At 52.4% G+C, this 23160-nt stretch carries 26 protein-coding genes; 7 read left to right on the top strand and 19 right to left on the bottom strand.

Translation table 11 applies throughout. The annotated features are described in order from the left end of the window. Positions 1 to 23: 23 nt before the first annotated feature. The gene (locus KSF73_16160) at positions 24 to 938 is read right to left on the bottom strand and encodes a LysR family transcriptional regulator (protein ID MBV1777256.1); all 915 of its coding nucleotides are present in this window, start codon (positions 936 to 938) and stop codon (positions 24 to 26) included. Between the two features lie 107 nt (positions 939 to 1045). On the opposite strand from KSF73_16160, the gene KSF73_16155 reads away from it, so the two are divergent. Next, the gene (locus KSF73_16155; protein ID MBV1777255.1) at positions 1046 to 1654 is read left to right on the top strand and encodes a short chain dehydrogenase; all 609 of its coding nucleotides are present in this window, start codon (positions 1046 to 1048) and stop codon (positions 1652 to 1654) included. A 693-nt stretch (positions 1655 to 2347) separates the two neighbouring features. Here KSF73_16155 and KSF73_16150 read toward each other — a convergent pair. Together KSF73_16150 and KSF73_16145 are read right to left on the bottom strand one after the other, a co-directional pair. Next, on the bottom strand, positions 2348 to 2713 hold the full coding sequence (locus tag KSF73_16150; GenBank protein MBV1777254.1) for an ankyrin repeat domain-containing protein: 366 nt from the start codon (positions 2711 to 2713) through the stop codon (positions 2348 to 2350). A 405-nt stretch (positions 2714 to 3118) separates the two neighbouring features. Beyond that, a complete protein-coding gene (locus tag KSF73_16145; protein ID MBV1777253.1) occupies positions 3119 to 4537 on the bottom strand; it encodes an FAD-dependent oxidoreductase in 1419 nt (472 codons plus the stop codon). 300 nt (positions 4538 to 4837) lie between these two features. Here KSF73_16145 and KSF73_16140 point away from each other — a divergent pair, with 300 nt between their 5' ends. The 3 genes from KSF73_16140 to hmpA are packed head-to-tail and all read left to right on the top strand — an operon-like array spanning position 4838 to position 6810. Further along, a complete protein-coding gene (locus tag KSF73_16140) occupies positions 4838 to 5296 on the top strand; it encodes an Rrf2 family transcriptional regulator (protein ID MBV1777252.1) in 459 nt (152 codons plus the stop codon). 1 nt (position 5297) lies between these two features. Next, positions 5298 to 5564: a hypothetical protein gene (locus KSF73_16135; protein MBV1777251.1), complete on the top strand. Its 267-nt coding sequence runs from the start codon at positions 5298 to 5300 to the stop codon at positions 5562 to 5564. 34 nt (positions 5565 to 5598) lie between these two features. Continuing rightward, positions 5599 to 6810 carry an NO-inducible flavohemoprotein gene (gene hmpA, locus KSF73_16130; GenBank protein MBV1777250.1) on the top strand — a complete coding sequence of 404 codons (1212 nt, stop codon included), beginning with the start codon at positions 5599 to 5601 and terminating at the stop codon, positions 6808 to 6810. 208 nt (positions 6811 to 7018) lie between these two features. On the opposite strand, the gene KSF73_16125 is transcribed toward hmpA, so the two are convergent. From KSF73_16125 to KSF73_16115, 3 genes are read right to left on the bottom strand one after another with little or no spacing between them, the layout of a single operon-like run. Then, positions 7019 to 7447 carry a hypothetical protein gene (locus KSF73_16125; protein MBV1777249.1) on the bottom strand — a complete coding sequence of 143 codons (429 nt, stop codon included), beginning with the start codon at positions 7445 to 7447 and terminating at the stop codon, positions 7019 to 7021. A gap of 39 nt (positions 7448 to 7486) precedes the next feature. Next, positions 7487 to 7678: a hypothetical protein gene (locus tag KSF73_16120; protein MBV1777248.1), complete on the bottom strand. Its 192-nt coding sequence runs from the start codon at positions 7676 to 7678 to the stop codon at positions 7487 to 7489. 41 nt (positions 7679 to 7719) lie between these two features. Beyond that, a complete protein-coding gene (locus tag KSF73_16115) occupies positions 7720 to 8085 on the bottom strand; it encodes a winged helix-turn-helix domain-containing protein (GenBank protein ID MBV1777247.1) in 366 nt (121 codons plus the stop codon). A gap of 219 nt (positions 8086 to 8304) precedes the next feature. Between KSF73_16115 and KSF73_16110 the strand changes: the two genes are divergently transcribed. Then, complete coding sequence (locus tag KSF73_16110; protein ID MBV1777246.1) at positions 8305 to 8661, top strand: DUF1304 domain-containing protein; 357 nt, start codon at positions 8305 to 8307, stop codon at positions 8659 to 8661. A gap of 821 nt (positions 8662 to 9482) precedes the next feature. Here KSF73_16110 and KSF73_16105 read toward each other — a convergent pair. From KSF73_16105 to KSF73_16090, 4 genes are all read right to left on the bottom strand, one after another. Beyond that, positions 9483 to 9950, bottom strand: coding sequence for a DUF4262 domain-containing protein (locus KSF73_16105; GenBank protein MBV1777245.1), 468 nt, complete (start codon positions 9948 to 9950; stop codon positions 9483 to 9485). A gap of 356 nt (positions 9951 to 10306) precedes the next feature. Continuing rightward, positions 10307 to 11044, bottom strand: coding sequence for a LytTR family DNA-binding domain-containing protein (locus KSF73_16100; GenBank protein MBV1777244.1), 738 nt, complete (start codon positions 11042 to 11044; stop codon positions 10307 to 10309). Between the two features lie 5 nt (positions 11045 to 11049). Next, a complete protein-coding gene (locus tag KSF73_16095; GenBank protein ID MBV1777243.1) occupies positions 11050 to 12012 on the bottom strand; it encodes a sensor histidine kinase in 963 nt (320 codons plus the stop codon). A gap of 44 nt (positions 12013 to 12056) precedes the next feature. Then, positions 12057 to 12656 (bottom strand): hypothetical protein, encoded by a 600-nt coding sequence (locus KSF73_16090; protein MBV1777242.1) that lies wholly within the window; start codon positions 12654 to 12656, stop codon positions 12057 to 12059. A 488-nt stretch (positions 12657 to 13144) separates the two neighbouring features. On the opposite strand from KSF73_16090, the gene KSF73_16085 reads away from it, so the two are divergent. Next, positions 13145 to 13462, top strand: coding sequence for a hypothetical protein (locus KSF73_16085; GenBank protein ID MBV1777241.1), 318 nt, complete (start codon positions 13145 to 13147; stop codon positions 13460 to 13462). 87 nt (positions 13463 to 13549) lie between these two features. Continuing rightward, positions 13550 to 13993: a hypothetical protein gene (locus KSF73_16080; GenBank protein ID MBV1777240.1), complete on the top strand. Its 444-nt coding sequence runs from the start codon at positions 13550 to 13552 to the stop codon at positions 13991 to 13993. Between the two features lie 159 nt (positions 13994 to 14152). Here the strand turns inward: KSF73_16080 and KSF73_16075 are convergent, their stop codons facing one another. The 9 genes from KSF73_16075 to KSF73_16035 form a co-directional block, all read right to left on the bottom strand. Beyond that, complete coding sequence (locus KSF73_16075; GenBank protein MBV1777239.1) at positions 14153 to 14680, bottom strand: hypothetical protein; 528 nt, start codon at positions 14678 to 14680, stop codon at positions 14153 to 14155. A gap of 69 nt (positions 14681 to 14749) precedes the next feature. Beyond that, positions 14750 to 15133 (bottom strand): hypothetical protein, encoded by a 384-nt coding sequence (locus KSF73_16070; GenBank protein MBV1777238.1) that lies wholly within the window; start codon positions 15131 to 15133, stop codon positions 14750 to 14752. Between the two features lie 442 nt (positions 15134 to 15575). Continuing rightward, positions 15576 to 16649, bottom strand: coding sequence for an enoyl-CoA hydratase/isomerase family protein (locus KSF73_16065; GenBank protein ID MBV1777237.1), 1074 nt, complete (start codon positions 16647 to 16649; stop codon positions 15576 to 15578). 11 nt (positions 16650 to 16660) lie between these two features. Continuing rightward, positions 16661 to 17473 (bottom strand): enoyl-CoA hydratase, encoded by an 813-nt coding sequence (locus tag KSF73_16060; GenBank protein MBV1777236.1) that lies wholly within the window; start codon positions 17471 to 17473, stop codon positions 16661 to 16663. A gap of 98 nt (positions 17474 to 17571) precedes the next feature. Continuing rightward, positions 17572 to 20295: a response regulator gene (locus tag KSF73_16055; protein ID MBV1777235.1), complete on the bottom strand. Its 2724-nt coding sequence runs from the start codon at positions 20293 to 20295 to the stop codon at positions 17572 to 17574. A 1-nt stretch (position 20296) separates the two neighbouring features. Continuing rightward, a complete protein-coding gene (locus tag KSF73_16050; protein MBV1777234.1) occupies positions 20297 to 21049 on the bottom strand; it encodes a response regulator in 753 nt (250 codons plus the stop codon). Then, positions 21049 to 22236, bottom strand: a complete 1188-nt coding sequence (locus KSF73_16045) for a response regulator (GenBank protein ID MBV1777233.1) — start codon at positions 22234 to 22236, stop codon at positions 21049 to 21051. The genes KSF73_16050 and KSF73_16045 overlap by 1 nt, the downstream gene beginning before the upstream one ends. A gap of 34 nt (positions 22237 to 22270) precedes the next feature. Continuing rightward, entirely contained in the window at positions 22271 to 22759 is a 489-nt protein-coding gene (locus tag KSF73_16040) for a hypothetical protein (GenBank protein MBV1777232.1), read from the bottom strand. A gap of 2 nt (positions 22760 to 22761) precedes the next feature. Continuing rightward, positions 22762 to 23136: a response regulator gene (locus KSF73_16035; GenBank protein MBV1777231.1), complete on the bottom strand. Its 375-nt coding sequence runs from the start codon at positions 23134 to 23136 to the stop codon at positions 22762 to 22764. Positions 23137 to 23160 lie beyond the last annotated feature (24 nt).

The following is a 23160-nucleotide window of genomic DNA, read 5'->3' as shown; positions in this document are numbered from 1 at the left end:
AGGCGTTAACACTGTTTTTCTGCTCACCCTCCAGCAACATCTAGCCTGGATGCATCTCGCTTTGCCACATGCTCAAGCAAATGCGCTACAAAGTGCGTACGCTTTGGAAGCGGTCGCTGATCATGTCGATAGACAATGTGAACCGGGCGGGGTGTCGGCGAATAGTCGTGCATTACTTGCACTAGCCTTCCACTTGCCAGATCGTCGGCGATTAGCACTTCCGGTTGCAGTAACAGTCCCGCGCCCGCGATTGCCGCCATACGCAAGCCGTTGCCATCATTGCAGGAGAACGCCGAGTCCACTGCAAAGCGCTCGCCCCCTTCCCCGCCTAGCTGCCATCCGCTCCGGCTATTCCATACGGTATGGGACAGACAGCGATGATCCTTCAGGTCCTGAGGCGATTGAGGATGTCCGAATTGAGCGAGATAAGCCGGCGACGCACACATCACCATGCGGTACAGGGTCAGTGGCTTGGCAATCAGGTCAGCATCACCCAGTTCACCAATCCGGATCGCCAGATCAAACCCCTCTTCAATCAGGTCGACATTGCGATTACTCAGTTCCAGTTCCACGCGAACCAGTGGATAGGCTTGCTGAAAAGTTGCAGCGAGCGGTGCAACAACACAGGCACCAAAAGTCACAGGCGCGCTGATTCGCAAGGTCCCCGATGGAGATGCCCGTAGTCGCTCAACTGACGTTTCGGCGATGCGCATGTGTTCAATGGCACGCTTGGCATCTTCATAAAAGGCTCGGCCAGCATCGGTCAAACTCTGGCGCCGGGTCGTACGCTCCAGCAAACGCGCTCCGAGATGCGTTTCCAGTTCACGCACATATTTGCCAACCATCACCGCCGAGATGTCCATCTGCTGCGCGGCTTCGGTGAAGTTACCCGCCTCCACAACCGCGACAAAGGTTTCCATGGCTCGTAGCCTATCCATATTGCTAACTTTTAGTTTGTAGTCACCGAAATTAAAGCACATTTATCATGCTTTTGGTTTGCATAAGAATGACGACGTTCCAATTTGAATGAGACAAGGAGTGCTTTATGAAAGTCGTCGTCATCGGTGCCACTGGAGATGTGGGTCGTGCTGTAGCTGAAGAACTTGCGCGTGAAGGAAAACATGACGTCATCCGAGTGGGCCGTACCCGAGGCGATCATCAGGTGGACATTACCCGCGATGAAAGCGTGAGCGGCCTATTTGAAAAGATCGGCCGGGTCGATGCAATTGTGGTTGCAGCCGGCAATGTCCTGCTGAGTCCAATCGAAAAAATGACACCTGCCGATTTCCTTCAAGGTTTGCAGGACAAATTACTCGGTCAGGTGCGGGTCACGTTAATTGGCCAGCATTACTTGAACGACGGAGGCTCTATTACCCTGACGTCCGGCATCGCAGTTGATGATCCGATTGCACAAGGCACCCATGCCGCTGCATCCAATGCTGGCATTGAAGGATTTGTGCGTGCAGCTGCATGCGATTTCCGTCGCGATATCCGCATCAATGTGGTGAGCCCGACTGTACTGATCGAATCCATGGACCGGTTCGCACCGTACTTTCCCGGCTACGAAGGTGTCCCCGCGAAAAGCGCGGCCATGGCGTATCGGCGCAGCGTGGAAGGTGTGCATAGCGGGCGGGTTTATCGGGTGGGGCATTGAGGTGAGGCGGTAGGTGTTTGCGCCGGGGGCAGGTCCTCGGTCTGAGCTGCAGTAGGTGCAAACCATCCCTACGAGGCGAAGCGCGGGTCAGTGTTCACTTTTGTCGCGGATGAATGCGTATTATCGACCCGTAGCGGAAGTTGGAACTTGAAAAGAACGAGCGTTTAACGTTCGACATAAGGGGCCGGCCGCGGGCCGGTCCCCTTGACGGAGCTGTTAGGCCGCGACCGGCTGCGCCGATGGCGAAGTTCGGCCGCGCTCACGCTACTCGCTCTCATCTAGTACAACTGCCCTTATGCGCTTCTCGAACGCGGAGAGTACCCAACTCGCTAGCGTTCCTAAGCAGATCGCAGAGCCAGCTTCTGGATGGCTCACTGCGACAAACAGGCCGACAACAACGGCCGCAAGCGCCAGAAATCCATCGGCCAGATTGAGGTTCGGCGCGGAGCATATGGACCCCAAAATGATGAAGGGAACCGCGATCGAAGCCCAAGGGGCGGTGACCGCAGTGAGCCAGAGCGCAACCAGTATCAGCGATCCAGGAACGACAACCGCGGGCTTTACGCGGTACAGGCGAGTTGGGATTGGGTTTTGGTCTTCCACGGCTTGTTGCGGCCTAATGTCTGAATTCACCGGCCTGCGCGGCTTTTCGCGCAGGTCCGGTGGAATGATGGGTTCGGCGTCTCTGGCCCTTCACCGTTTTCCCCTCTTGAGAAGGCGTGAGATTTCCGAGCGAACGAAGGACCTGAGCCTTCCCCGTTGGTCGTGGCGGACATGATCCTTAAGGGTTGCGCCAATAGTGTCGGGCAGGGAGATGTTTGCGCCAGCAGCAATGAGGTAGCGAAACATTCTCTTGCGTGAGCGATAGGCTGCGTTGTCATGCATTTCAACCAAGCACATTAGTGGGGTGTAGCCACTTGAGTCTTGGGCATTTGGATCGTAGCCATTCTTCAGGCAAGCACGAACGGCTGACGTATTGCCGTAGAAGCAATGCCAGTGAAGGTCGGTGCGGCCTTGTTTGTCCATCTCGCCAGGTGCGGATGTAGCGGAGAGAGTCATGATTGAGACGCCGAACAGTGATTATACGGACCCATCGGTCAGCATAATAATTATTATGAAAGCGTCAGACTATATCACTACAACCCGCATACAGCCTCGATTCTTGTCGTGCAGGGTCCGTATAACAACACGGCTATTCAATATGCGTGACTAGATAACGGTACAAGCTGTGATTTCCTGGCTGACAGGCAGCTTTGGAGACACTTATAGGAAGGACCGCTCCCGGCTGATTGCAGCCGCTCGTAAATCACCCACACCTGCCGTTTGAGCGACCGTACGACTCCCAAACCTGCTAGACGTCCTTCCAAAGTAACACGACCAAAGCTGCGTTTTGCTTGCCATAATGTCGCAGATCCACCTTTTGCCCTATTACGGGTCAGTAGTGCCCTGAGATCCCGGTGCGAATCATGCCCCTAGAATTTCGCTTGCCGCTCGCAGTCCAGACTGATAGGCGCCGTGAACGGTCTGGAAGTACTGCTTCTCGGTGGCTTCGCCCGCGAAGAATAATCGGCCACCCACATTGCTGGCCAGATCGGTCCGCATCTGCGGCGTTGACCCCAGCACATTGCAGGAGTAACTCCCGCGTGAGTATGGGTCGGCATTCCAGCGGGTAATTGACCAATCCGTCGGGTTGGGAATGTTGTTACCATACATCGTACGCAAGGCGGCCATGGCGCTGTCGACGATTTCTTTATCGCTCCAGGCCTCGATCTGCTTGCCGAAGGCTGCGGCATTAAAGCCCAGCAATATAGGCTGACCACTGGGGCGCACAAAGCTGACCCATTCGGCCCACCGGCCATACTGCCCGCTCTTGGGCGTGTGCTCGATCCAGTCGGCATCACCATCCCAAAACACAGTGGGGAAGCGTAAATAGCACTTATTGAGTACGCCCATGCCCAGCTTGTCGATTGCCGTCTGTTTGATGCTGGGAAGCGCTGGCGAAAAGTGCACGGAACCGCTTTGCAGCACGCCAAGCGGCAAGGTAATAACGACTTGCCGGGCGGTGAAATCGCCCCGACCCGTGCTCACCGTCACGCCGGCGTTTGCACTATAAGCGATTGCGCGGACCTCGTGTCCGAGACGAATATCCAGTCCTTTCGCTAGATAATCGATCAGCACTTGGTAGCCATCAAGGAATATGGCTTCTTCGCCGTCATACACCGCATCACTGTCATACCAGTAAGTAGAAAGGCGCGAGGCCTCTCCGGCATACTCCTGTTCGATGGTCGAATTGACCAGAAAGTCGATGCGTTCTTTGTCAGTGGCCGAGCGGTTTGCATAGTCCAGCCCTTTGCGTACGGCATCCTGCACCGATTGGTCAGCGTCTGCAGATTGTGCTGCCTTGAGCACCGACTTGAGACGACTTCGCAAGCTATCGATCTGCGCCGATGCAGCATCATCCAGCTTTACTCCATTGGAATCAAAACTGACTGCGTTGTCATAGCTGGTGTTCGCCAGCCGAGCGCCGATGCGATGCGCAAGCTGGGCGATGGGGTTTCTATCGCCCGCGCCATGTATCCAGCTTGCGCCGAGGTCTACAGGCGCATCCTTCCAGGTTGGATGAGTGAAAATTCGCCCGCCTGTACGGTTGCGCGCCTCCAGAACCATCACCGTCTTGCCGGCTTCGCGTAGCTTCTTCGCCGCTGCCAGGCCGGCGATTCCTGCACCAATGATGATGACGTCGCTGCTGGTTTTTGCGCCCCCCGGCCCATTGGGCGATTGCGGCGAACTGATTGCATCACTTCCCTGGCTTTCACTACAAGCCGCCCACAGCATCGAACCCATGCCTGCGCTGGTATGAAACAGAAATGTCCGCCGATTCATGCTCATTGTTTTTCCTTTGGGCCTGATAATTCATGCTGGTTGCGCCATTCTCTAGAGAATAGTCTACGCCGTTCGAGAGGAGGATTCCGTCACTCATGAGATGCCGCTGTGACCTTCTGGTACTTGGGTAGTGAATGGCGACCTCACCCTTCGACGGCTCGATTAGTCGAAAAGAACCCGATGGCAGCCATCAGAGATGAAATGGCAGGATAATTTGCACATAGCCCGTCCGCCAGCACATTTAATGTTGCATTTTATATGCATGTTATATAAGATACGCCGCATTAGCAGAGGCCCAATATGCAGCTCACCCGATTCTCTGATCTTGGCCTGCGCGTACTGATGTACCTAAGTCAGCATGAGCGCGCGGATCCAATCACCATCGCAGAAATTGCCGAACAATTCCAGGTACCACACAACCACCTTGTCAAGGTGGTGAACAGGCTCGGCAAGCTGGGCTGGGTGGATGCAATCCGGGGTCGGAACGGAGGGCTCAGGCTTGGCGCCCATGCTATTCAGCTGCCGCTAGGTCAGATACTGAAAGGCCTGGAGGAGGTAAGTGAATTGATCGATTGTAATGATCCGCCATGCGCGCTGCGCCGGGATTGCTTGCTGAAAGCTGCCCTCAATGCGGGTCTAGACGCCTTTTACCGCAAGATGGACGAATTCACGCTGGCAGACGTCTGCAAAAGCCATACCGGAGACGCCATCATTACATTGCATCGGCAATTTGTTTCGCTTCATCCGAAAGGAAATTGATATGCCATCCGTCATACTATGCCGTCGCTGGTCAGCGTCTCTCATCACATTGGGAACCACACTGAGTCTGTCCGGACTGTACAGTGCCTATCTGATCGCCACGCGACTCAGCATCCCGATCCAGGTCGGCGGCCACCTTTTATTGATCATTGGACCAGCGCTGTTCAAGCTGGGCTATGTATTACGACTCGCAGCCGAAGACGCCGAGCTAAGTAAACACAACGTGGAGCGTCAAACACACGCTGCCCCGCTAATTACCTCGCCATAAAAGTTGCATTTTATTTACCACTTATGAGAAAACCATGATCTCCAGTCAATCCAGACCCTTTATCGCCGCCAGCGTACCCGTACTGCGCGAGCATGGCCTTGCCATTACCCGTTGTTTCTATCAAAGGATGTTTGCGGCCCATCCGGAATTGAACAATCTATTCAATCTGGGCAATCAGGCTAATGGATCGCAACAGCAATCCCTGGCGGCTGCGGTATTTGCTTACGCTGCCAACATCGACAACGCAGCTGCACTGGCCCCCGTCATGGAACGTATTGTGCACAAGCACGTTTCGGTGGGCATCACACCTGCGCACTACCCCATCGTAGGCCGTCACTTGATTGCTGCAATTGCTGAAGTGCTGGGCGACGCCGCTACTCCCCCTTTGCTCGCTGCCTGGGATGAGGCCTACTGGTTGCTGGCAGGCGAGCTGATCGCCGCAGAAGCACGACTCGGTATGCGCATTGGCAGAACGCCCGGTGAATTGCGTACCCTGAAAGTGATCGAGCAACGCAAGGAGAGCGAAGACGTAAGCTCCTGGTATTTGCAAACGCCTGACGGTACTTCGCCGGGTCGCTTTAACCCGGGCCAGTATGTATCCGTAGCCGTAGACTTTGCAGATGAAGGATTGCGCCAATTGCGCCAGTACAGTCTGTCAGACTCACCCGACAAACCCTGGTGGCGAATTTCGGTCAAGCGTGAAGATGGCAACTCGATGACGCCGGCTGGGCGGGTCTCAAACTGGCTGCATACCCATCTGCGTCCGGACAGTACATTGATGGTTAGCGCACCGTGCGGCGACTTTACACCGGACCTGGATGCCAGCCACCCGATCGTACTGCTCTCTGCCGGTGTCGGTATTACCCCCATGATCTCGACGCTCAACAATCTGGCCGCCACCGGTTCCACCCGTCCGATCCTGTTTGCACATGCGACCCAGCACGGTGGACGCCACGCTCTACGTGATGATCTGGCTGCAGCACATATCCAACTGATCCAACTCAGGACGGCCATCTTTTACGAACAACCGCGCTCCGACGATCGAATGAGCAAAGGTATCTGGCACGAAGGCCGTTTGGATTTGAATACGCTCTGGAACAACGAGATGCAAAATGCTGAATTCTATCTCTGCGGGCCGCTAGGATTCATGCAGCAGCAATGGCAGGCACTACTTGAAAAAGGCGTTGCATCCGAGCGTATCCACCGCGAAGTCTTCGGACCCGAGTTGCTGGATCACTTGCTGTAAGCATCTGATTTTCCGCACAAAACGGCAGCAATCGATCCAATTGCTGCCGAATTCTGATCCCCCTAACGTCCAATCAGGCCGAAGACCAATGCTTAACAACGCGAGTCATTCGCTTAGGATATCAGGCAGATTCGCAATATTTATGTACTGCGGTCACTGAACAGTAGGCAGCCAGCGCATCACTGCGGCGCCTGCCGCAAGGTTTGCACTAACCGCCTTGCGTACCCACCTGCTTGCGCCATGGTTCGGATGCTTTAAGTAGATAGTGCGTGAATACATAGCGCCACGGCACAGCGGCATAGCAAATGACCAGCAATGGGATCCAACTCAAATTGGCTTCGGTAAAGTGCTCCATGTGTCCACTACGCCATTGGGGAATCGCGACAAGTGCCACCCACACCGTTTTCCAGATGATTTCCCATAGCAATACGGGCAGCATCTGTAGCGGGTAACGTATGCCCAATAGGGACAACAGCCAGAAGGCCAGCAGCATGTGGTCGACCACCGTCGCGGTAGGCGGAGAAGAAGGTGCGTGTGGGCTCAGGATGCCGGGAAGCAGGAAGGCGCCAAACCCAATGCTGATAAATAGATACAGTGCTCTCAAGCAGTTCAATCGGAATAACGAAACATGCTGCATGCGACCTCCTCCAAAGAATTATTTTTGTAAATACAGGGCTTATTCAACCTGTTTCAGGATGCGTTCGATCTCGGCCAGACGTGCGTTCAGCGTTTCCACTGCCGCTTGCGTCTTGCTCAAGCCATCAACAACTTGCTGTTGCGTTTGGCCAATGTCGAGTGCAAGCAGCCGATAGGCTTCTTCTCGTGCCTGACTCGCTTTTGCCTGCTGTATCGCTGCAAAATATTTCATGCCAAACACCAGCAAAACAGTCAGTAGCGGCAATCCGATTGTCAAAAAATACACCGACTCAGACATATTCCCTCATATTCATCCTGGTTCGTGCTCAGTGTCTGGGCAGCCTCCGCAATGGCTTGCGGTGTGAGCATGAACCCGAACTGTGTCACGTCAAAAAAGTTAAGTGCCTTGCCGTCCGCTGATAGCTCCATCTGACTGAAAACCAAGCCCGCGTCTTCAAGCTTCTGCAGATGCAAGTGCAGCAGCGGCCGACTGATGCCGAGTTCACGCGCCAATTGGCTGACGTAGTTTCGCCCACCTCTCGCCAATGCCGCCACGATACGCAGCCGATGGGGGTTGCCCAATGCCGCCAGCATGGCGAGCAGTTGATCCCCGGACGGGGTTTCAAGGATCGATTTCATGTGTCAGTTTTATCTTACACATGAAAGAATGTCAAATACTTTGGCCCACTTAGCGAACATAAGTGGTCAGACCTGGTATTGCCTGTTGCTATTCAGCCCGCGTCCGGAAAGATTGCACGTAAGTGCGGGCTGCGGTGGTTTAAGCTGGCGCCTGTGAAAAATTTGATGCCGACGGATGGCTAGGCTAATAGCCCTCTCGGCTCGACATAAGGATCAAGCATGACTTTTGCCATCAACATCGTGACAGCCCTCGTCGCATTGCTGCACGTCTACATCCTCGTATTGGAAATGTTCTTGTGGACTAAGCCAGCCGGACGCAAAGCCTTCCGCCTCAGTGCAGAACAGGCCGAGGCCACCAAAGTACTGGCGGCCAATCAGGGCCTGTATAACGGATTCCTTGCTGCAGGCCTGATGTGGGGATTACTGCTTGGCGATGCTGGGACGCAAGTGAAACTGTTTTTCCTTGCGTGTGTATTGGTCGCCGGCATCTATGGTTCGCTCACTGCAAGTCGCAAGATTCTCTTTATTCAGGGATTACCGGCGGCCATCGGGCTGGTGCTGATCCTGATCAGTTAACGAACCAGCCCTTGCTCAGTGCCGTTCAGCGGTGTGAGATGGGAAGGTGTCGATCTTTGAAATGGTGGCTGGCTGGAAACGACCCGATGCGGAAGTTCGAGCTTGGAAAGAGCAGACGTTTAACTCCCAGATTAACCGGTGCCGAAAGCCGAAGGCTGGAGGGCGTATTGGAAATGATTGGGGCCACGGGAGCCTTGCCAGTATTTGGCTAGCCCTAGCATTTCGCCGCCTGCCTTCTTTTGTGGCCGCCATAGGCACTAGGTTGTAGGCATGTTGACTTGCAAGCATTGAGCGGATTAACGCCCGATTTGGGTTGGAAGCAGGTTGCGTTTCCGAGTGACTTCAAAACAGCCTTCGCAAACGAACAAAGGCTTTGAATATCGGACGTACAAGCTGTAGCCGATTAGCGGAATTCTGCAAATCGAATTTGAGACCATTTCACACCTTCTGCATATCGCTTGCTGCAGCCAAGGCAGATCGGCTGTGGCTTCCTCAAAGAAGCCAAGATTTTTGCCACGGTGAAGGTGCCTACATATCAGTGCAGGCTTTCGGACTCCATGCACCACACATTCCATGTAGCTGTCTTCATTGAGGTTACTGCCCATTGTTTTTTTGTGCCTAGTGAATTCAACTGGTGGCGGTTAAAAGAGTAGCCTAACACCAGCCGTTATTGGGACTGACCGAAGGGAGTGAACACAAAGCCGCAGGCTTTATGTCTCCGCTGTACGGCACTGCTAGGCGAATTCTTGTAAAGAGCAGAGTTTTTATGGTCATAAGTTTATGATCTTGCGTATTTTTTACGATTTTGTTATCAGCAACCTCTAAGCGGGATCACCAAGCAGAAATTGCAATTCCTTGAATTCAGAGTTTGCGTCAGGATCCCACGGGAATTTTTCCAACTTTGATGGCCAAACGCATTGCAATGCTGGGAATATATCACCTTCATTGTACCAGCATGCGTACCCTAAATATGCTCGTTTATTTTCGGGCGCTATTTCAATGAACTGGCAATCGTAATTATTTATAATTTCTGAGGAAATACTGCCATGTTCAAATTTCCCTCCAGCACGGATCAATTCGCCAATATCGTTTATTAGGTGATGAGCAGTAGCATTGGGCAATCCGACAATTACCACTTCTGGATGGTTAAGTGTTTCACAAAAGCCTACGGAAAAATTATAAGGAGGGCCCTGTTCATCTTCGAGTATTCCAACGACGTGCCAACCGTAATTTTTGACATCATCAAGTACTTTCTGCTCAGATGCGTCAGTTGCGGTAGTTCTTACCATATTTCACTCATTTCCTGATGTAACGCATTTCAACTTCTGCTTTATATGCTGTCACGAAATATTCGCCTAACATTAAATATAACTACCCATCGGTCAACCTTAACATTTTTTATAAAAGTTTCGGATTATACCCTTCAAACCCGCGCCACGCCTTGATTTTGACAGAGCTGTGTCAGTAAAACAATAGACTCAGTAAATAGTGATGTTTTGCACAATAGTGCTGATACTCAGCAGGTACGTTGATGCCTGAATGACTGCTATGAAGCACATCTGTTCACCGTCCGCTACTGGCCGAAACCAGAATGAGCAGTATTCACCAATTTGACTCCAGACGTTAACCCATGCCCAACATGAAATTACATCTGCCTGAACTGGTGTTGATACGCCTGGCTCACTGCAATATCCATCCCGTCCACACAGATTTTCATGCCACCGCTTCCATCACGCGAAATACGCTCAACACGAGCCAGATTGACAATTGCACCACGACTGACCTGAATGAACTGTTCAGGATCGAGCGACTGTGTTAGCTCCTTGATCGTCTTGCGGATATGCGCGTCTGTACCAATGCCCACCAGGCGGGTGTACTTAGCTTCGGCAACAAAAGCGCCGATCTGCTCGACGGAAACGATGCGCGTTTGCAAGCCGGTTGCGGCATGAATCCAGCGCAGGCGCGGTGCCTTTTGCGGCTCGTTCAGCTGACTCAGGATACCGGTCAGGTCGGCAGGTATAGACTGCAATCGTTGCCTGAGGCGATTAAGTGCGAGTTCGAGCCGTGGCGGATCGATTGGTTTAAGCAGGTAGTCCACTGCACCGCGATCGAATGCGCGGATAGCATATTCATCAAATGCAGTGATAAAGACAATATGACAGTGCCCTGCAGCGGCGCTGGCTACTTCAAGACCACTGAGCGCAGGCATGCGAATGTCGAGAAAGGCAACATCCGGGCGATGACTCACCAGGGCAGCCAGCGCATCCACGCCATTATCGACCTCGGCAACAATGCTCAAATCAGGCCAGTAAAGCGCCAGAAGTTCTTTCAGGTGGGCGCGCAGCAGGGGCTCGTCTTCGGCGATCAGTGCAGTTGTTTTCATCTTCCTCATTCCACAGGAATCTCAATGCGCGCGCACACACCGCCGGTTGGTCTCGCGCTGAGTTCCAGCAGTGCTTTACCCCTATACAAGCCATGTAGTCTGGCCTGAAGATTTGATAACCCTACGCCGCCTTCACCGCCCGTTTCAGAAAAGCCGGCCCCATCATCTTCAATGAGAATGTGCAGCACATTGCCCTGTCGACTTGCCTGAATGTTGATTTCACCTGCACCTTGTTTGGGTTCAATGCCGTGCTTTAGCGCATTTTCAACCAATGTGGCCAGCGAGAGTGGCGGCACTGGCAGTGGCGACAGCTCATCGGGCACATCGATGTGGTACTGCAAGCGTTCCCCCATGCGGATCTGCATGATATCCAGATAGGCCTTCACCCGAGCAACCTCTTGCCCAAGTGTTGCCTCACCCTGCCTCAGCTCAGGCAGGGTTGCTCGCAGATAATCGATCAGATGTGCCAGCATGGTATTGGCTTTAGCGCTGTCCCGTTCGACGAGATAACGCACATTGGCGAGGGTATTGAACAGAAAGTGCGGTTCGATCTGACCTTGCAGCGCAGCTAACCGGGCCTGAAGCAGCGTGCGCTCGATTGCATGCTGCCGCGCTTGTTCTGCGAGCACACTGTGCTCCCGCCAGGCCAGCCAGCGTTTAACAAGCCCCGGCAGCAGCAATACCCCATTCAGGGTAATGACGATGGATACCTGTGCCAGCCACGATCGTGCACTCATTGGACCGGTATGTAGTCTTAATAGCGGGACAGAGAGCGCACTGGTCAGCACTAGGCCGGCAACCGCATACAACGCGCTGAGGCGCGGGGTCGTCAATTGACGACCTCCCCATAGCCAGACCACCATGCCCGAATAGCAGAGCACGAGTACCAGAAAGTCCGTGATAAGCGCGGAAGGCATCATCCAGCGGATTATTCCTGTAGCCAGCGATGCGAGCACAACGCCAGCCACGGCTCTCTCGTCAAATATCTGAAAGGGATGAGGTACAGATTGCATCAGGGCTTAAATTCGAGATTGTTCAGTGCCGAACCTGCTTCTTGGTCGGGCAGTTTGGAATGGATCGGTTGTTCATACAGCTTCCGTGCGGCTTCCAGACTCTGGCTTTCGAGCGCTGCATTGCGGAACCAGATCCTGCCTTTGCCCCTAGCGACCACGCCTAGCTCAAGGGTCTTGAGCGGCGATTTGAAGCCGTTAGCGGTTTCTACGCCCATTGCGATGTGCAACTTCTGCCAGACACCCGGCTTGGCCTCGATATTGGCCGAAGTACTATGTGTGCTGCCTCCGCCCTTGGCCTGCAGGAAAAACTCAGCCTTACCCTCGAAACCATCGTTTCTAGCTTCGATATACAAAGTGAGATGCCGGTTCAGGTAGGGTTGAACATCCACAGTTTGCGTCAGGGCACCGAGCTGATCTGACGCGGATTGACTGGACAAAAAGGCGGCCTGCATCTCCGAATCGTATCCAGCCTGATACTGAACGCCTACTGCAGGCGATGCTATCCAGCCATGCGGCACACCGGGAAATTCGGTGGCAGATAGTTTCACGTTTAATGCGGTAGCAACAGCCAGACAGGCCAGCAAAGCTTTGATTTGCATCTTCCAGACTCCTTGATTGTCGACATTGACCTCAGGAATCCTATGAGTGGGACGAATCATTGGGGAGCATGCATGAGATGAACGAGCCAAACTGTACGATAGATCTGGGCAAATGGTCGATGAGTGTGTGCCCGGACTGCATAAACAGCCTGGGCATTTACCAACAAGTAGGTCCGCCATTGCAAAGAGGACGGACAATGCAGGCTGGGTTAGATACGAGCCGTTTGGTTCATCTCGCACTCCAGTACGGCAAAAATCGGCCAAGAGCGGACGATGGATGGATACGCTGCATAGCAGTCATCCGGTTCCAACGTTCCGGCAGAAAATCAGAACTATTGTGCAGTCCTTCATTATTCGCTGACTCTATTGTTATACTGACGCAGCTCTGGCAAGATCAAGGCGTGGCGCGGGTTTGAAGGATATAATCCGACGCTCTTATAATAAATGTTATGACTGACCTATGGATCGTTATATTTAATGTTATGCACATGACTGAGTCTGAGATATTTTCACAAGTATTCGATAATCGATGGCCGTCTCCAAATGAGTTAGTGGAGTACGCAAAGAAGCGTCATGGCTATATGGGTGATGACGGATACTATGGCGTCACCTATCCAGGCGATCTCGACGAATATCAGAAAGAAGTTGAAGGCGAATATATTCCAGAGGGTTTTGTTGAGGTAAGTTTTTGGGACGGCTCATTCAATGCTATTCAGCTTTCCGAGGAAAAATACTTGGCAGCATTAAAAGCGCACTTGATCAATTGCGGCCATCCAGAACTTGCTCAGGAGTTAAATCGTGCATAACACGTCAATCAAGTTCGCGCCTTCGGCGCCGGACGTCGCTACGCGACGCCGCTTATTTTGGCGTTAGGCTCACACAAGGAGAAACAAATGACTAAAAATGTTTGGCCAAGGAATTTATATGCTGGCGTTGGTGGCGGCTTATACGAAGGTGTTGGCGGTGGAATGTATCAAGGAGTAAGTGGTGGTGCATACGCAGGCGTTGGAGGTGGCTTATATGCTGGTGTTGGTGGGGGCATGTATCAAGGCGTCGGCGGTGGTTTGTATCAAGGAGTTGGCGGCGGCCTATATAAGGGCGTAGGTGGTGGCTTATACCAAGGTGTGGGGGGAGGCCTCTATACAGGTGTTGGTGGTGGTCTTTACGCTGGCCCTGGTGGCGGTATGTATACGGGTGCAGATTCAGAGCCTTATTCAAGTAATATCCCACCTTGGCCATACTTTCTACGTGAGGTGGATCGTCTCGGTTTTACCGCTGAAGCTAATTTAATAAGAAAACATTTGCCTAAAAAGTTATGGCCAGAGAATTTTTTCTAAACCTAACAAGGCGCTTAACTTCGCTCACTTCGTTCGCCGGACAGTCAAAAGCTTTGCTTTTGCCTGCCCGTTAGCTAATCGTTAAATGTCCGTTCTTTTCAAGTTCGAACTTCCACTTCCGCTCAGGGTCGATAGCACCATTGACCCTGCAGCGAATTATTAGCCGAAATATGCTGGATAGTATTTTGGGCATATGTAGTTTTTCGTGTCTCTAGGCGGGTCAATGCGCTCTAAGGGACAGGATGCAATTATTTTCTCGATGGCCTCTGCCGACTGAACATCTTCTTCAGTAACTTCGTAATTTAGGCCGACTGAGAGGGTGATCTTTCCCGTCTCACACCAAATGAAAACCTTTTCCCCTGCGAGTTCACGATGCCCTGGCTGCTGAATCCAGCTTGTTCCATCAATGAGCGATGGGAACTTCTCGTACTCCGAGCCTAGATAGGAAACACCCTGCTCGGGTTGCTGTGGCTTTTCTGCAAACCGCACCATCCCCATTCCAAGGAAGGAAAAGAATGCTTCCAACTCTTCAGGGCTGCTGTACCGGAAGGCAACGTCAAGCGAATCTGCATCATTGGCGTGCCCGCCGTGCGCCCTGAAAAAGCGAAACATCCGAAGCCTCTTTGCCCAGGAGCGCAGAATTTCTTCGGGGTGCGACTCAAAAAGGTATCTAGTCCACTGGTCCATATAATTTCGGCTAACGCAACAAGGGGCCAGCGGAACGAAGTGAAGCGAACTTGAGTGTTTTGTTGGGCATTATCCAATCTCACTATTTTCGTCAAGATAACCTCTTTGACTAAATACCTCTACAGCGAAGGAGCATGCGGTTAAAAAGAATTTCCACTCAGGTAAGGAGCGAGCCAAAGCTTCGTCAGTTATTGTTTGTGGCGTTGCATTTGCAAATATTAGCCAAGCCGCATGAACATTAGACATTGCTTTGTTTTCGCTATCAGTGAACGCTGGGTATGGATAGTCGCTTGGTGTAAATGTGTCACTGACATTGAATTCCCAGTCATTTACTAGTTCATTCAGATTCCATGCGTCAGGCTTAACCTCGTACTCAATAACTCCGTTCAAGTATTCGAATATCCGGTTTCCAATTCGCTGCTCAATTACAAGCTTTGACGGCTGATTGCTCATGATGCCCAATATTAAATAAAACGACCCATCGGTCAGTTATAACCTTATTATAAAAGCGTCGGGCAATCGCTCATAAACCCGCGCCACGTCTTGATCTTGGCAGAGCTGCGCCAGTATAACAATAGACTCAGCGAATAATGCCGGGTTGCGCAATTGTACTGATTTCCTGCGGGCACGTTGGAACCGGATGACTGCTATGCAGCGCATCCATCCACCGTCCGCTCTTGGCCGATAACCGCCACCCTACCCCGCCCTGAGGGCTAACGCCACTGGATGTCCGCTTCATCACCGCCCCCAGCCAAAAAGGGGCGTGCCACCATTCTAAAAGTTGTCGGCGCTTTGGGGTTAAAGCTCCACATCACAATCGCGATTAACACATCAGACGCAAATAAGGTACTGAAAAAAGCGGGCAATCGCCCGCTTTGCTCTGGTTCATGCCACCTCACGGCGCCACAAAATGCGCCTCGATATACTCAGCCGGCACATCCGCCACCGACTTGTACACCCAGTTCGGGCTGTGATCCTTATCTACTAGCAGCGCACGTACGCCCTCTGCGAAATCGGCATGACGGCAGCACTGGCGGGCCAGCGCATATTCCATCTCGAAGATTTCCTTCAGCGACATATGCCGTGCTCGGCGCTGTGATTCCACGATCAGATGCATGGACACCGGACAGCCATGTGCCAGCTTTTTAGCGCCGGACTTCAGCCATTCATCCTCTCCATCGTAGGAGGCAATCACCGACACCATCTCGGCCAGATCGTCTTCCTCGGTGAGTGCCTGAATGGCATCGTAGTGCGCACGCACAGGCGAATCCGGCAGCGTGACAGGGTTGACCCGAGCCAGCTCGCGCAATGCGCCAGACAGACGCTGGTGATCCTTGCCATCCAGCTTCCACTCGACGTCGGCCATTTCTGCCAGCATCGCGGCGTAGCAGGTAGACGGCAGCGCCACATCGCCCAGACCGATAAAACGTGCATCCGCCGAATTCAGCGATGCGCCTGTCAAACCAAGATAGATGCCCAATTTACCCGGCAGTCGATTGAGGAACCATGAACCGCCCACATCCGGGAACAGGCCGATGCTGATTTCCGGCATGGCAATGCGGCTGCGCTCGGTGACGATACGGTGGCTGGCACCCGCCATCAGGCCCAGTCCGCCGCCCATCACAATGCCATGCCCCCACACCACGATAGGCTTGGGATAGGTATGGATGGCGTGATCCAGATCGTATTCTTCGCTGAAGAAGGTATCGCAGACTGCCACATTGCCCGCCTTGATGGCATGCATCAGCGACACCACGTCACCGCCCGCACAGAAGGACTTCTCGCCTGCCCCGCGCAACACGATGGCGGCAATGCTGTCGTCGCTGCGCCAGGCTTCGAACTTCGGGGCAATGGCGCGGATCATGTCCAGCGTCAGAGCATTGTGCGACTTTTCGGCGTTCAGGGTCAGAATAGCGATCTGGCGACCATTGGCCGTCGGGACAAACTCAAACAATACGCAATCAGTCATGTCTGGCTCGCTCAACGATTCTTCCACTCGGGCTTGCGCTTTTCCAGAAACGCGCTGACGCCTTCCTGCTGATCTTCGGTGTCGAACAGATCAACAAAGGCTTCGCGCTCCTGCGTGAGTGCTGTCCACATCGGCTGCTTGCGTGCGGCCATGATCAGTTTCTTGCAGGATTTCACCGAGCTCGGGCTCTGCTTGGCCACGTTTTCAGCCCATTGCAGGGCCTTGGCCAGTGCTTCGCCAGTGGGGACGACCTCTTCCACGAGGCCGATGCGCAGGGCCGTTTCGGCATCCACGCGCTCGCCACACAGAATCATGCGCTTGGCCCAGCCCTCGCCCACGACCCACGGCAGATGCTGGGTACCCAGACCGCCCGGTAGCAGACCCACCGAAGCCTCCGGCAAAGCCATCACAGCATGTGCTTCGGCGATGCGCAGATCACAAGACAGCGCGGCTTCCAGTCCACCACCCATTGCATAGCCATTGATCGCAGCAATCGATACGCCACGGAATTGCGCCAGCGTTTCAAATGCGCGGCCAAAGGCCATGATCATGCCGCGTGCGCGGGCTTTGTCACCGCTACCGAACACATTCAGATCGGCACCGGCACTGAAAAACTTCGGGCCTTCGCCGGTCACCACCAGCGCATAGATGTTTGAATCTGCATTCAGTTCTTCCACCATGGCCTGCAGGGCGGGCAGGCTTTCTTCTGTCCAGGTATTGGCCGGGGGATTTTTGATGGTGATGATGGCGGTGTGGCCTTTGCGTTCAAGGCGCAATTGTTCTGTCATGGTTGTCTCCGTCTTGCATCGAGGGGTGTTTTGCATGAGATTTGCTCAGGGCGATACTATACCGCGCGGCGTGTGCTTTCTGTGCGCAGTGAAACCCTTACAACAGTGCAGTTTGAGGCTACTTGACGTTTACGTCAAAAGAGGCGGCGCAGGGCGTCAATGGTGTCGTTCAACAGGGCGGTCACCGATTCCAGTAGTCCACCATCCGGCATGGCTGCAGGGTGATCACGCAAAGCCTGCTCAAGCCTCCCCGCCGCATCTGCTAATTTAAACGCGCCCATGGTGCGTGCTGCGCCCTTTAAGCTATGTGCATGCCTCAGCGCATCTGCCTGCTCCCCTCTGCCTAGCGCGCTTGTGCAATAAGTGAGCGTGTTACGAGCGTTCTCGATAAAAGGCTCAACCAGTTCGATGTAAAAGTCCAGATCACATCCCATTGCACTGATCGCACGGTCAAGCTGAATCAAATCTGATCCACTGTGTGGTATGACATTTAAGATTGTAATCTCAGACAAGGGAGAGTGTGCGCTTCGATCAAGATGCTTGAGAATCGTTCGAACCAGTGTATCCAGTTCAAATGGCTTGCCCACGTGGTCATTCATTCCTGCACTCAGACAGGCCTCAACATCATGACTCATCGCATTGGCTGTCATCGCAATAATCGGGAGTGCCGCCATGCCGCTTGCGCGAATCTCGCGCGTTGCGCTTAATCCATCTAACACCGGCATCTGCAAGTCCATCAGAACAATGTCGAATTGACTTTGTCCCGCAGCCAAGATATCGAGCGCCATTGCACCATGCCCCGCTGTCGTAACGTGCGCACCTTCTCCTCGCAGCAATCCTTCTGCGACCAATTGGTTGGTCACATTATCCTCTACCAACAGGATGCTTACATTGTCTAATCGGCCAACACTTTCGTTTTGCGGTTTGCTGGGCTCGGGCGTAAGTACCTGCGGAGATGCAAGTGACTCAATGGCTTCACTCAGTGTCATGTAACAAACGGGTCGTGCAATCGTTCCCTGGATCAATCCGCGATCCATTGCACCGTAAGGATGCGTCATGCGATCAGATCCAGACTGCATCAGGAGAATGGGTAATTGGTCACGCCCCCAACTTCGGCGAACTTTCCAGCACATCTCCATAGAAGTACCAGTCTGCAGTGAGTCATCCGCAATGACTAAATCAACGGGCGGCTGTTTGCTGTCCGTTGAAAGTAGATCAAGGAGTTGCTCGCAGGCCTCATAGGCAATCACCTGCCAGCCAAGCTGCCCCAGCATGTCAGCTATCGACGCCCGACTTCTCGGATGAGGATCAAGTAGGCAAACCTTATGCGGTCTGGTGAGCGTAGAAACTGCATGATGCTCACTATGTTCTTCGCTGGCATGATTGACAGGGAAATCCAATGTAAACGAAAAGGCACTCCCTTTACCCGGCATACTGATTACACTAATCTCCCCGCCCATCAGATGAACCAAGCGCTGGCAGATCACCAATCCAAGGCCTGTGCCGCCAAACCGCCGGGTCGTACTGGCTTCTGCTTGTGAAAATGGCTTGAATAGCCGATTGAGTTGCGTTTCGCTTATGCCAATTCCGGTATCTTCAACGGTAAAGCGAGCCAGTACAGATGTATCAATCCAGCTAACAACCTCTATCTTCAGTGCTACACACCCTTGCTCGGTAAATTTAATAGCATTCGAGCACAAATTAATCAGCACACGACGTAAATGAACTTCATCGCCAATCAGCGAAGCGGGCATGGCCGGATCGATTTCAAAAACAAACTCAATCTCTTTATTTCCAACTTGAGGTGCGACAATAACGGATATATCGCGCAATAATTTCTGCAAGTCAAATGTTTCCAGATAAATCGATAGCTCATTGGCTTCAATTTTAGAAAAATCCAGAATATCATCAATAATGGTGAGTAAGTCTCGCGCGGCGCCGGATGCACGATCCAGATACGCATGCTGCTCTTGTTGAAGTGAGGATTTCTGCAATAACTGCAGCATCCCCAATACAGCATTCATCGGCGTCCGAATTTCATGACTCATATTAGCTAGAAACTGGCTTTTTGCGACACTCGCCTGTTCAGCCATTTTCTTGGCGTTAAGCAATGCTGCTTCGCCCAGCTTGACCTGAGTTATATCGAACCGAATGGAGATGAAATGAGTAAATACCCCCCGCTCATCCGGCACCGGAATAATGGATGTATTCACCCAGTATTCCCGACCGTCCTTGGCGCGATTGCAAATATCCCCACGCCATTTCCTACCCGATAGGATCGTCGCCCATACTTCCTGCCAGAACGCAGCATCATGGGCGCCTGACCGAACAATTCTATGATTCTGCCCTAGCAATTCCTCCTGTGAATACCCGCAAAGATCACAGAATTTTTGATTCACTTCTACTATCGTCCCGTTTATATCCGTCATTGAAAATATAAAATGCTCGCGAACGAGCGAGTTCAGTCCTTCGTGGCGGGCATCCATCACATCGAGTTGCCTAGCAAAATGATGAACAGCCGTTAAGTCAGTCACATACAGAAATCCACATACTGCACTGAGTGAATGAATGGGAATAAATTTACACAGCAATACTAGCGATTCACCTTCCAATTCATGATCAATTAATACATCGCAAGGCTGCCAGTTTTCAATTGAACGCTTTAATACATTGAAATCCACATGATTAACCTGCGAAAACAGATCATCAATATCCTGCATAGCCTGAAGAGACAGAATCTGACTAAATACAGGATTATAATAAGAAATATGACCTGAGCGATCAATCACTGCCACGCCCTCGCCCAAATGCTCAAGCAATGAAGTGATTGAATTAACATCCGGGATAGGCAGTGACATATTATAGCCTGAGCGTTTGATCAATCTCAGCAATCACCCGCGACAACTCTGCAGAGACCAAGTCTAGTTGTTGCGCAAACTGATCTTGCCAATTTTCACGGATTGCCACCTCAAAATCCCCAGCGAGTTTACTTAGTGTCGATGCACCGATGGTGGCGCCACTCCCTTTCAATGTATGCATGATTCGCTGCGCTTCAGCTAGATGTCCATCCGCCAGCATTGCACCAAACTCACCCATCACATTTGTCTGCCGTTTTCGGAAGCTTTCCAAAATCCGCCGATAAAATTCTTCCTGCCCATCCACACTCTTAAGGCCTGCATTTCGATCAATTGCGGGTACTTGCTTGGCTAAATCTGACTGATGATTTTCCCGCTCCGCACAGACGCGACCAAACACCGAATCTAACAAATGAATATTAATTGGTTTGATGAGTACATCATCCATACCTGCCAGCATACATTGCTCGCGATTGGATACTTTCTCATTGGCTGTCAGTGCGATAATTGGAATGGCTGGCTGCTCTCCCTGCATCCGCATAAAACGGGTAGCGGTAAACCCATTCATTTCAGGGAGATCCAGATCCATCAAGATAAGATCAAATCGAGTTCCAGATTGCAATTCAATTGCTGCGCGGCCATGAACTGCATGTTGAACATGGCAGCCTGCCTCATTCAGCAAAAGCTCTGTGACTAAGCGGGAAAAAGGATCATCCTCTACCAGCAGGATGTGCATGCCAGGAAGATGCTTGGACATCAGAACAACTCGATCTGATTCACACTGGAATCTGCAGCACCGCTAAGTTCCTGCTGCAGTGAATCGGCCAATCCCTCACCAAGCGATTCCATGATCGCTCGAGATTCCATCAGCGATTCCATTTCAATGGATTGCTCGTACAGGGCCTGAGCCTTAGCCACTGCATCTCTGGCCAGATTCTGTAATTTTAGTTCCTGACGATCGGTCAGCCCCATATGGATAAACGAGTCTTCAATATCCTTGACCAGCTTATTCAGAATCGCGGCACTCTGTTCACGCTGCTCGCGGTGATGTACCTCGATATCCTGCATCGATTTTGCATTCTTGCGGAGCAAGCCGAGCAATGTGTCACCACGATTTATTGACTCCAGCAATAAATCCAGCGAGCACATATGCAAGTCGATTGCATTTGCAATGATGGTTACATTATCTTTAATCCGGCCATATTGCTCGGGGTGTTGCCGGGGCATGTTGTTGATAATGATGCTGACGTGTTCGTAATTAAACGCCGATCGTGGTCCCAGATCGACAATCCGGTCGCAATCGGCCATGGTGGTCAGCACGGATTCCTCCAGAGGTGAACACATACCACTATTGCTACGTGAAAACTTCCCATTGCGCGATCTCAATTGGATCGAGCCTTCCAGATTGAATTCACTCAGGATACGGAAACTGGCATCCGCGATTTCGCCAAACCCGGTAAATGTCACGATTTCCCGCAGAAATTCGAGAATCCGGCCAGCATCCCCGACAGCAGCAAGGGCTGCCATGGCGGTCTGCGATACTTCACGAACGGTTTCCTCCAACTCGCGGCTGCGCTGGGTAAGGCCATCAATTGCGGTTACGCGATGACGGAGTTCATCCGGAATAAACGGCTTGGTGACATAGGCTGCACCGCCTACCTCATAAGCAGCAAGACGATCTTCCACACGTATATTGGCAGACACGAAAATCACCGGGATGTCTGCCAACGCCTCGTCCGCCTTGAGCTGGCGACAGACACTGTAGCCATCAAGATCAGGTAATTGAATATCCAGCAGAATGAGATCCGGCCTGGCAACGCCGGCCTGATCGATGCCTTCCTTGCCACTGCATGCATGCAGTACATCAAAATCCTGACCCAGAATGGCCTCAAGTTGGATCGCGATCAGGTCATCATCATCAACAATCAGGACAGTCCGTTTCATGGGATGGCTGCTTTCAGTATCCTGCTATGGATGATCAGAACAACTCAATGGGAGGGCGATCATCATCGTCTGTTTTGCCGCCCAGTACAGACTGATGTACTTCACGCTGCGCATCGGTCACATAGCGGTCGAAATGCGATTCAATTTTGACGCGAAAGGACGGCATATCTTTAACCTGATCGTGCCCCATCGCGGTATTACATTCGCCAAGATGCTCATCCAGCTCCACCAGCGCCTCCTGAACGTGTTCGACCTGTTGTCGCAACACATCCTCGAACTGCAGAAGCCCAAGCGCATTAGCTAGGTGGTGCATGGTTTGATGCGGATTGGGATTGGATGCACCCAGCTCTGTTTTCAGTGCTTTTTGCGCCAGGTCAAGCGCCGCAATAATTTCAGCAATCCGCTGCGTCGCATCCATCCGAGCGCGATCCAGTTGACGTTCAATCACCCGGATACAATCCCGCGCTTCGTCGATGCCGTTCACAGCGGCTTGCGATTCCTCTTCGGGCGCACTCGATCCCATGATCAGGCTCCCGGGAGCACTTTTTTCAGTACCTGAACGAGATCACCGCCCGATACAGGTTTCACAAGCCAGCCTGTCGCGCCGAGCTTTTTGCCCTCGTCACGTTTGGCTGCCTGGCTCTCGGTGGTGAGTGTCAGAATCGGCGTAAACCGGAAAGCGGGCAAGGCCTTGACCTGCTTGATCAGCTCCAGACCATCCATATTGGGCATATTGATGTCGGTAATGATCAAATCCGGCTTTAGCCCGCCAGTCAGCTTGGCCAGCGCCTGCACACCATCATTGGCACTTTCGACGTTAAAGCCGTTCATTTCCAGTGTGGATTTCACACTGAGCACCATCGTGGCTGAGTCATCAACGATGAGAATGGTCTTGCTCATTACGTTCTCCTGATATCGCGTACC

The sequence above is a fragment of the Burkholderiaceae bacterium DAT-1 genome (assembly GCA_019084025.1).
Taxonomy (GTDB): Bacteria; Pseudomonadota; Gammaproteobacteria; order Burkholderiales; family Chitinimonadaceae; genus DAT-1.
The sequence above is the reverse complement of the archived record's forward strand: the minus strand, read 5'-3'. Positions and strand labels throughout refer to the sequence as shown.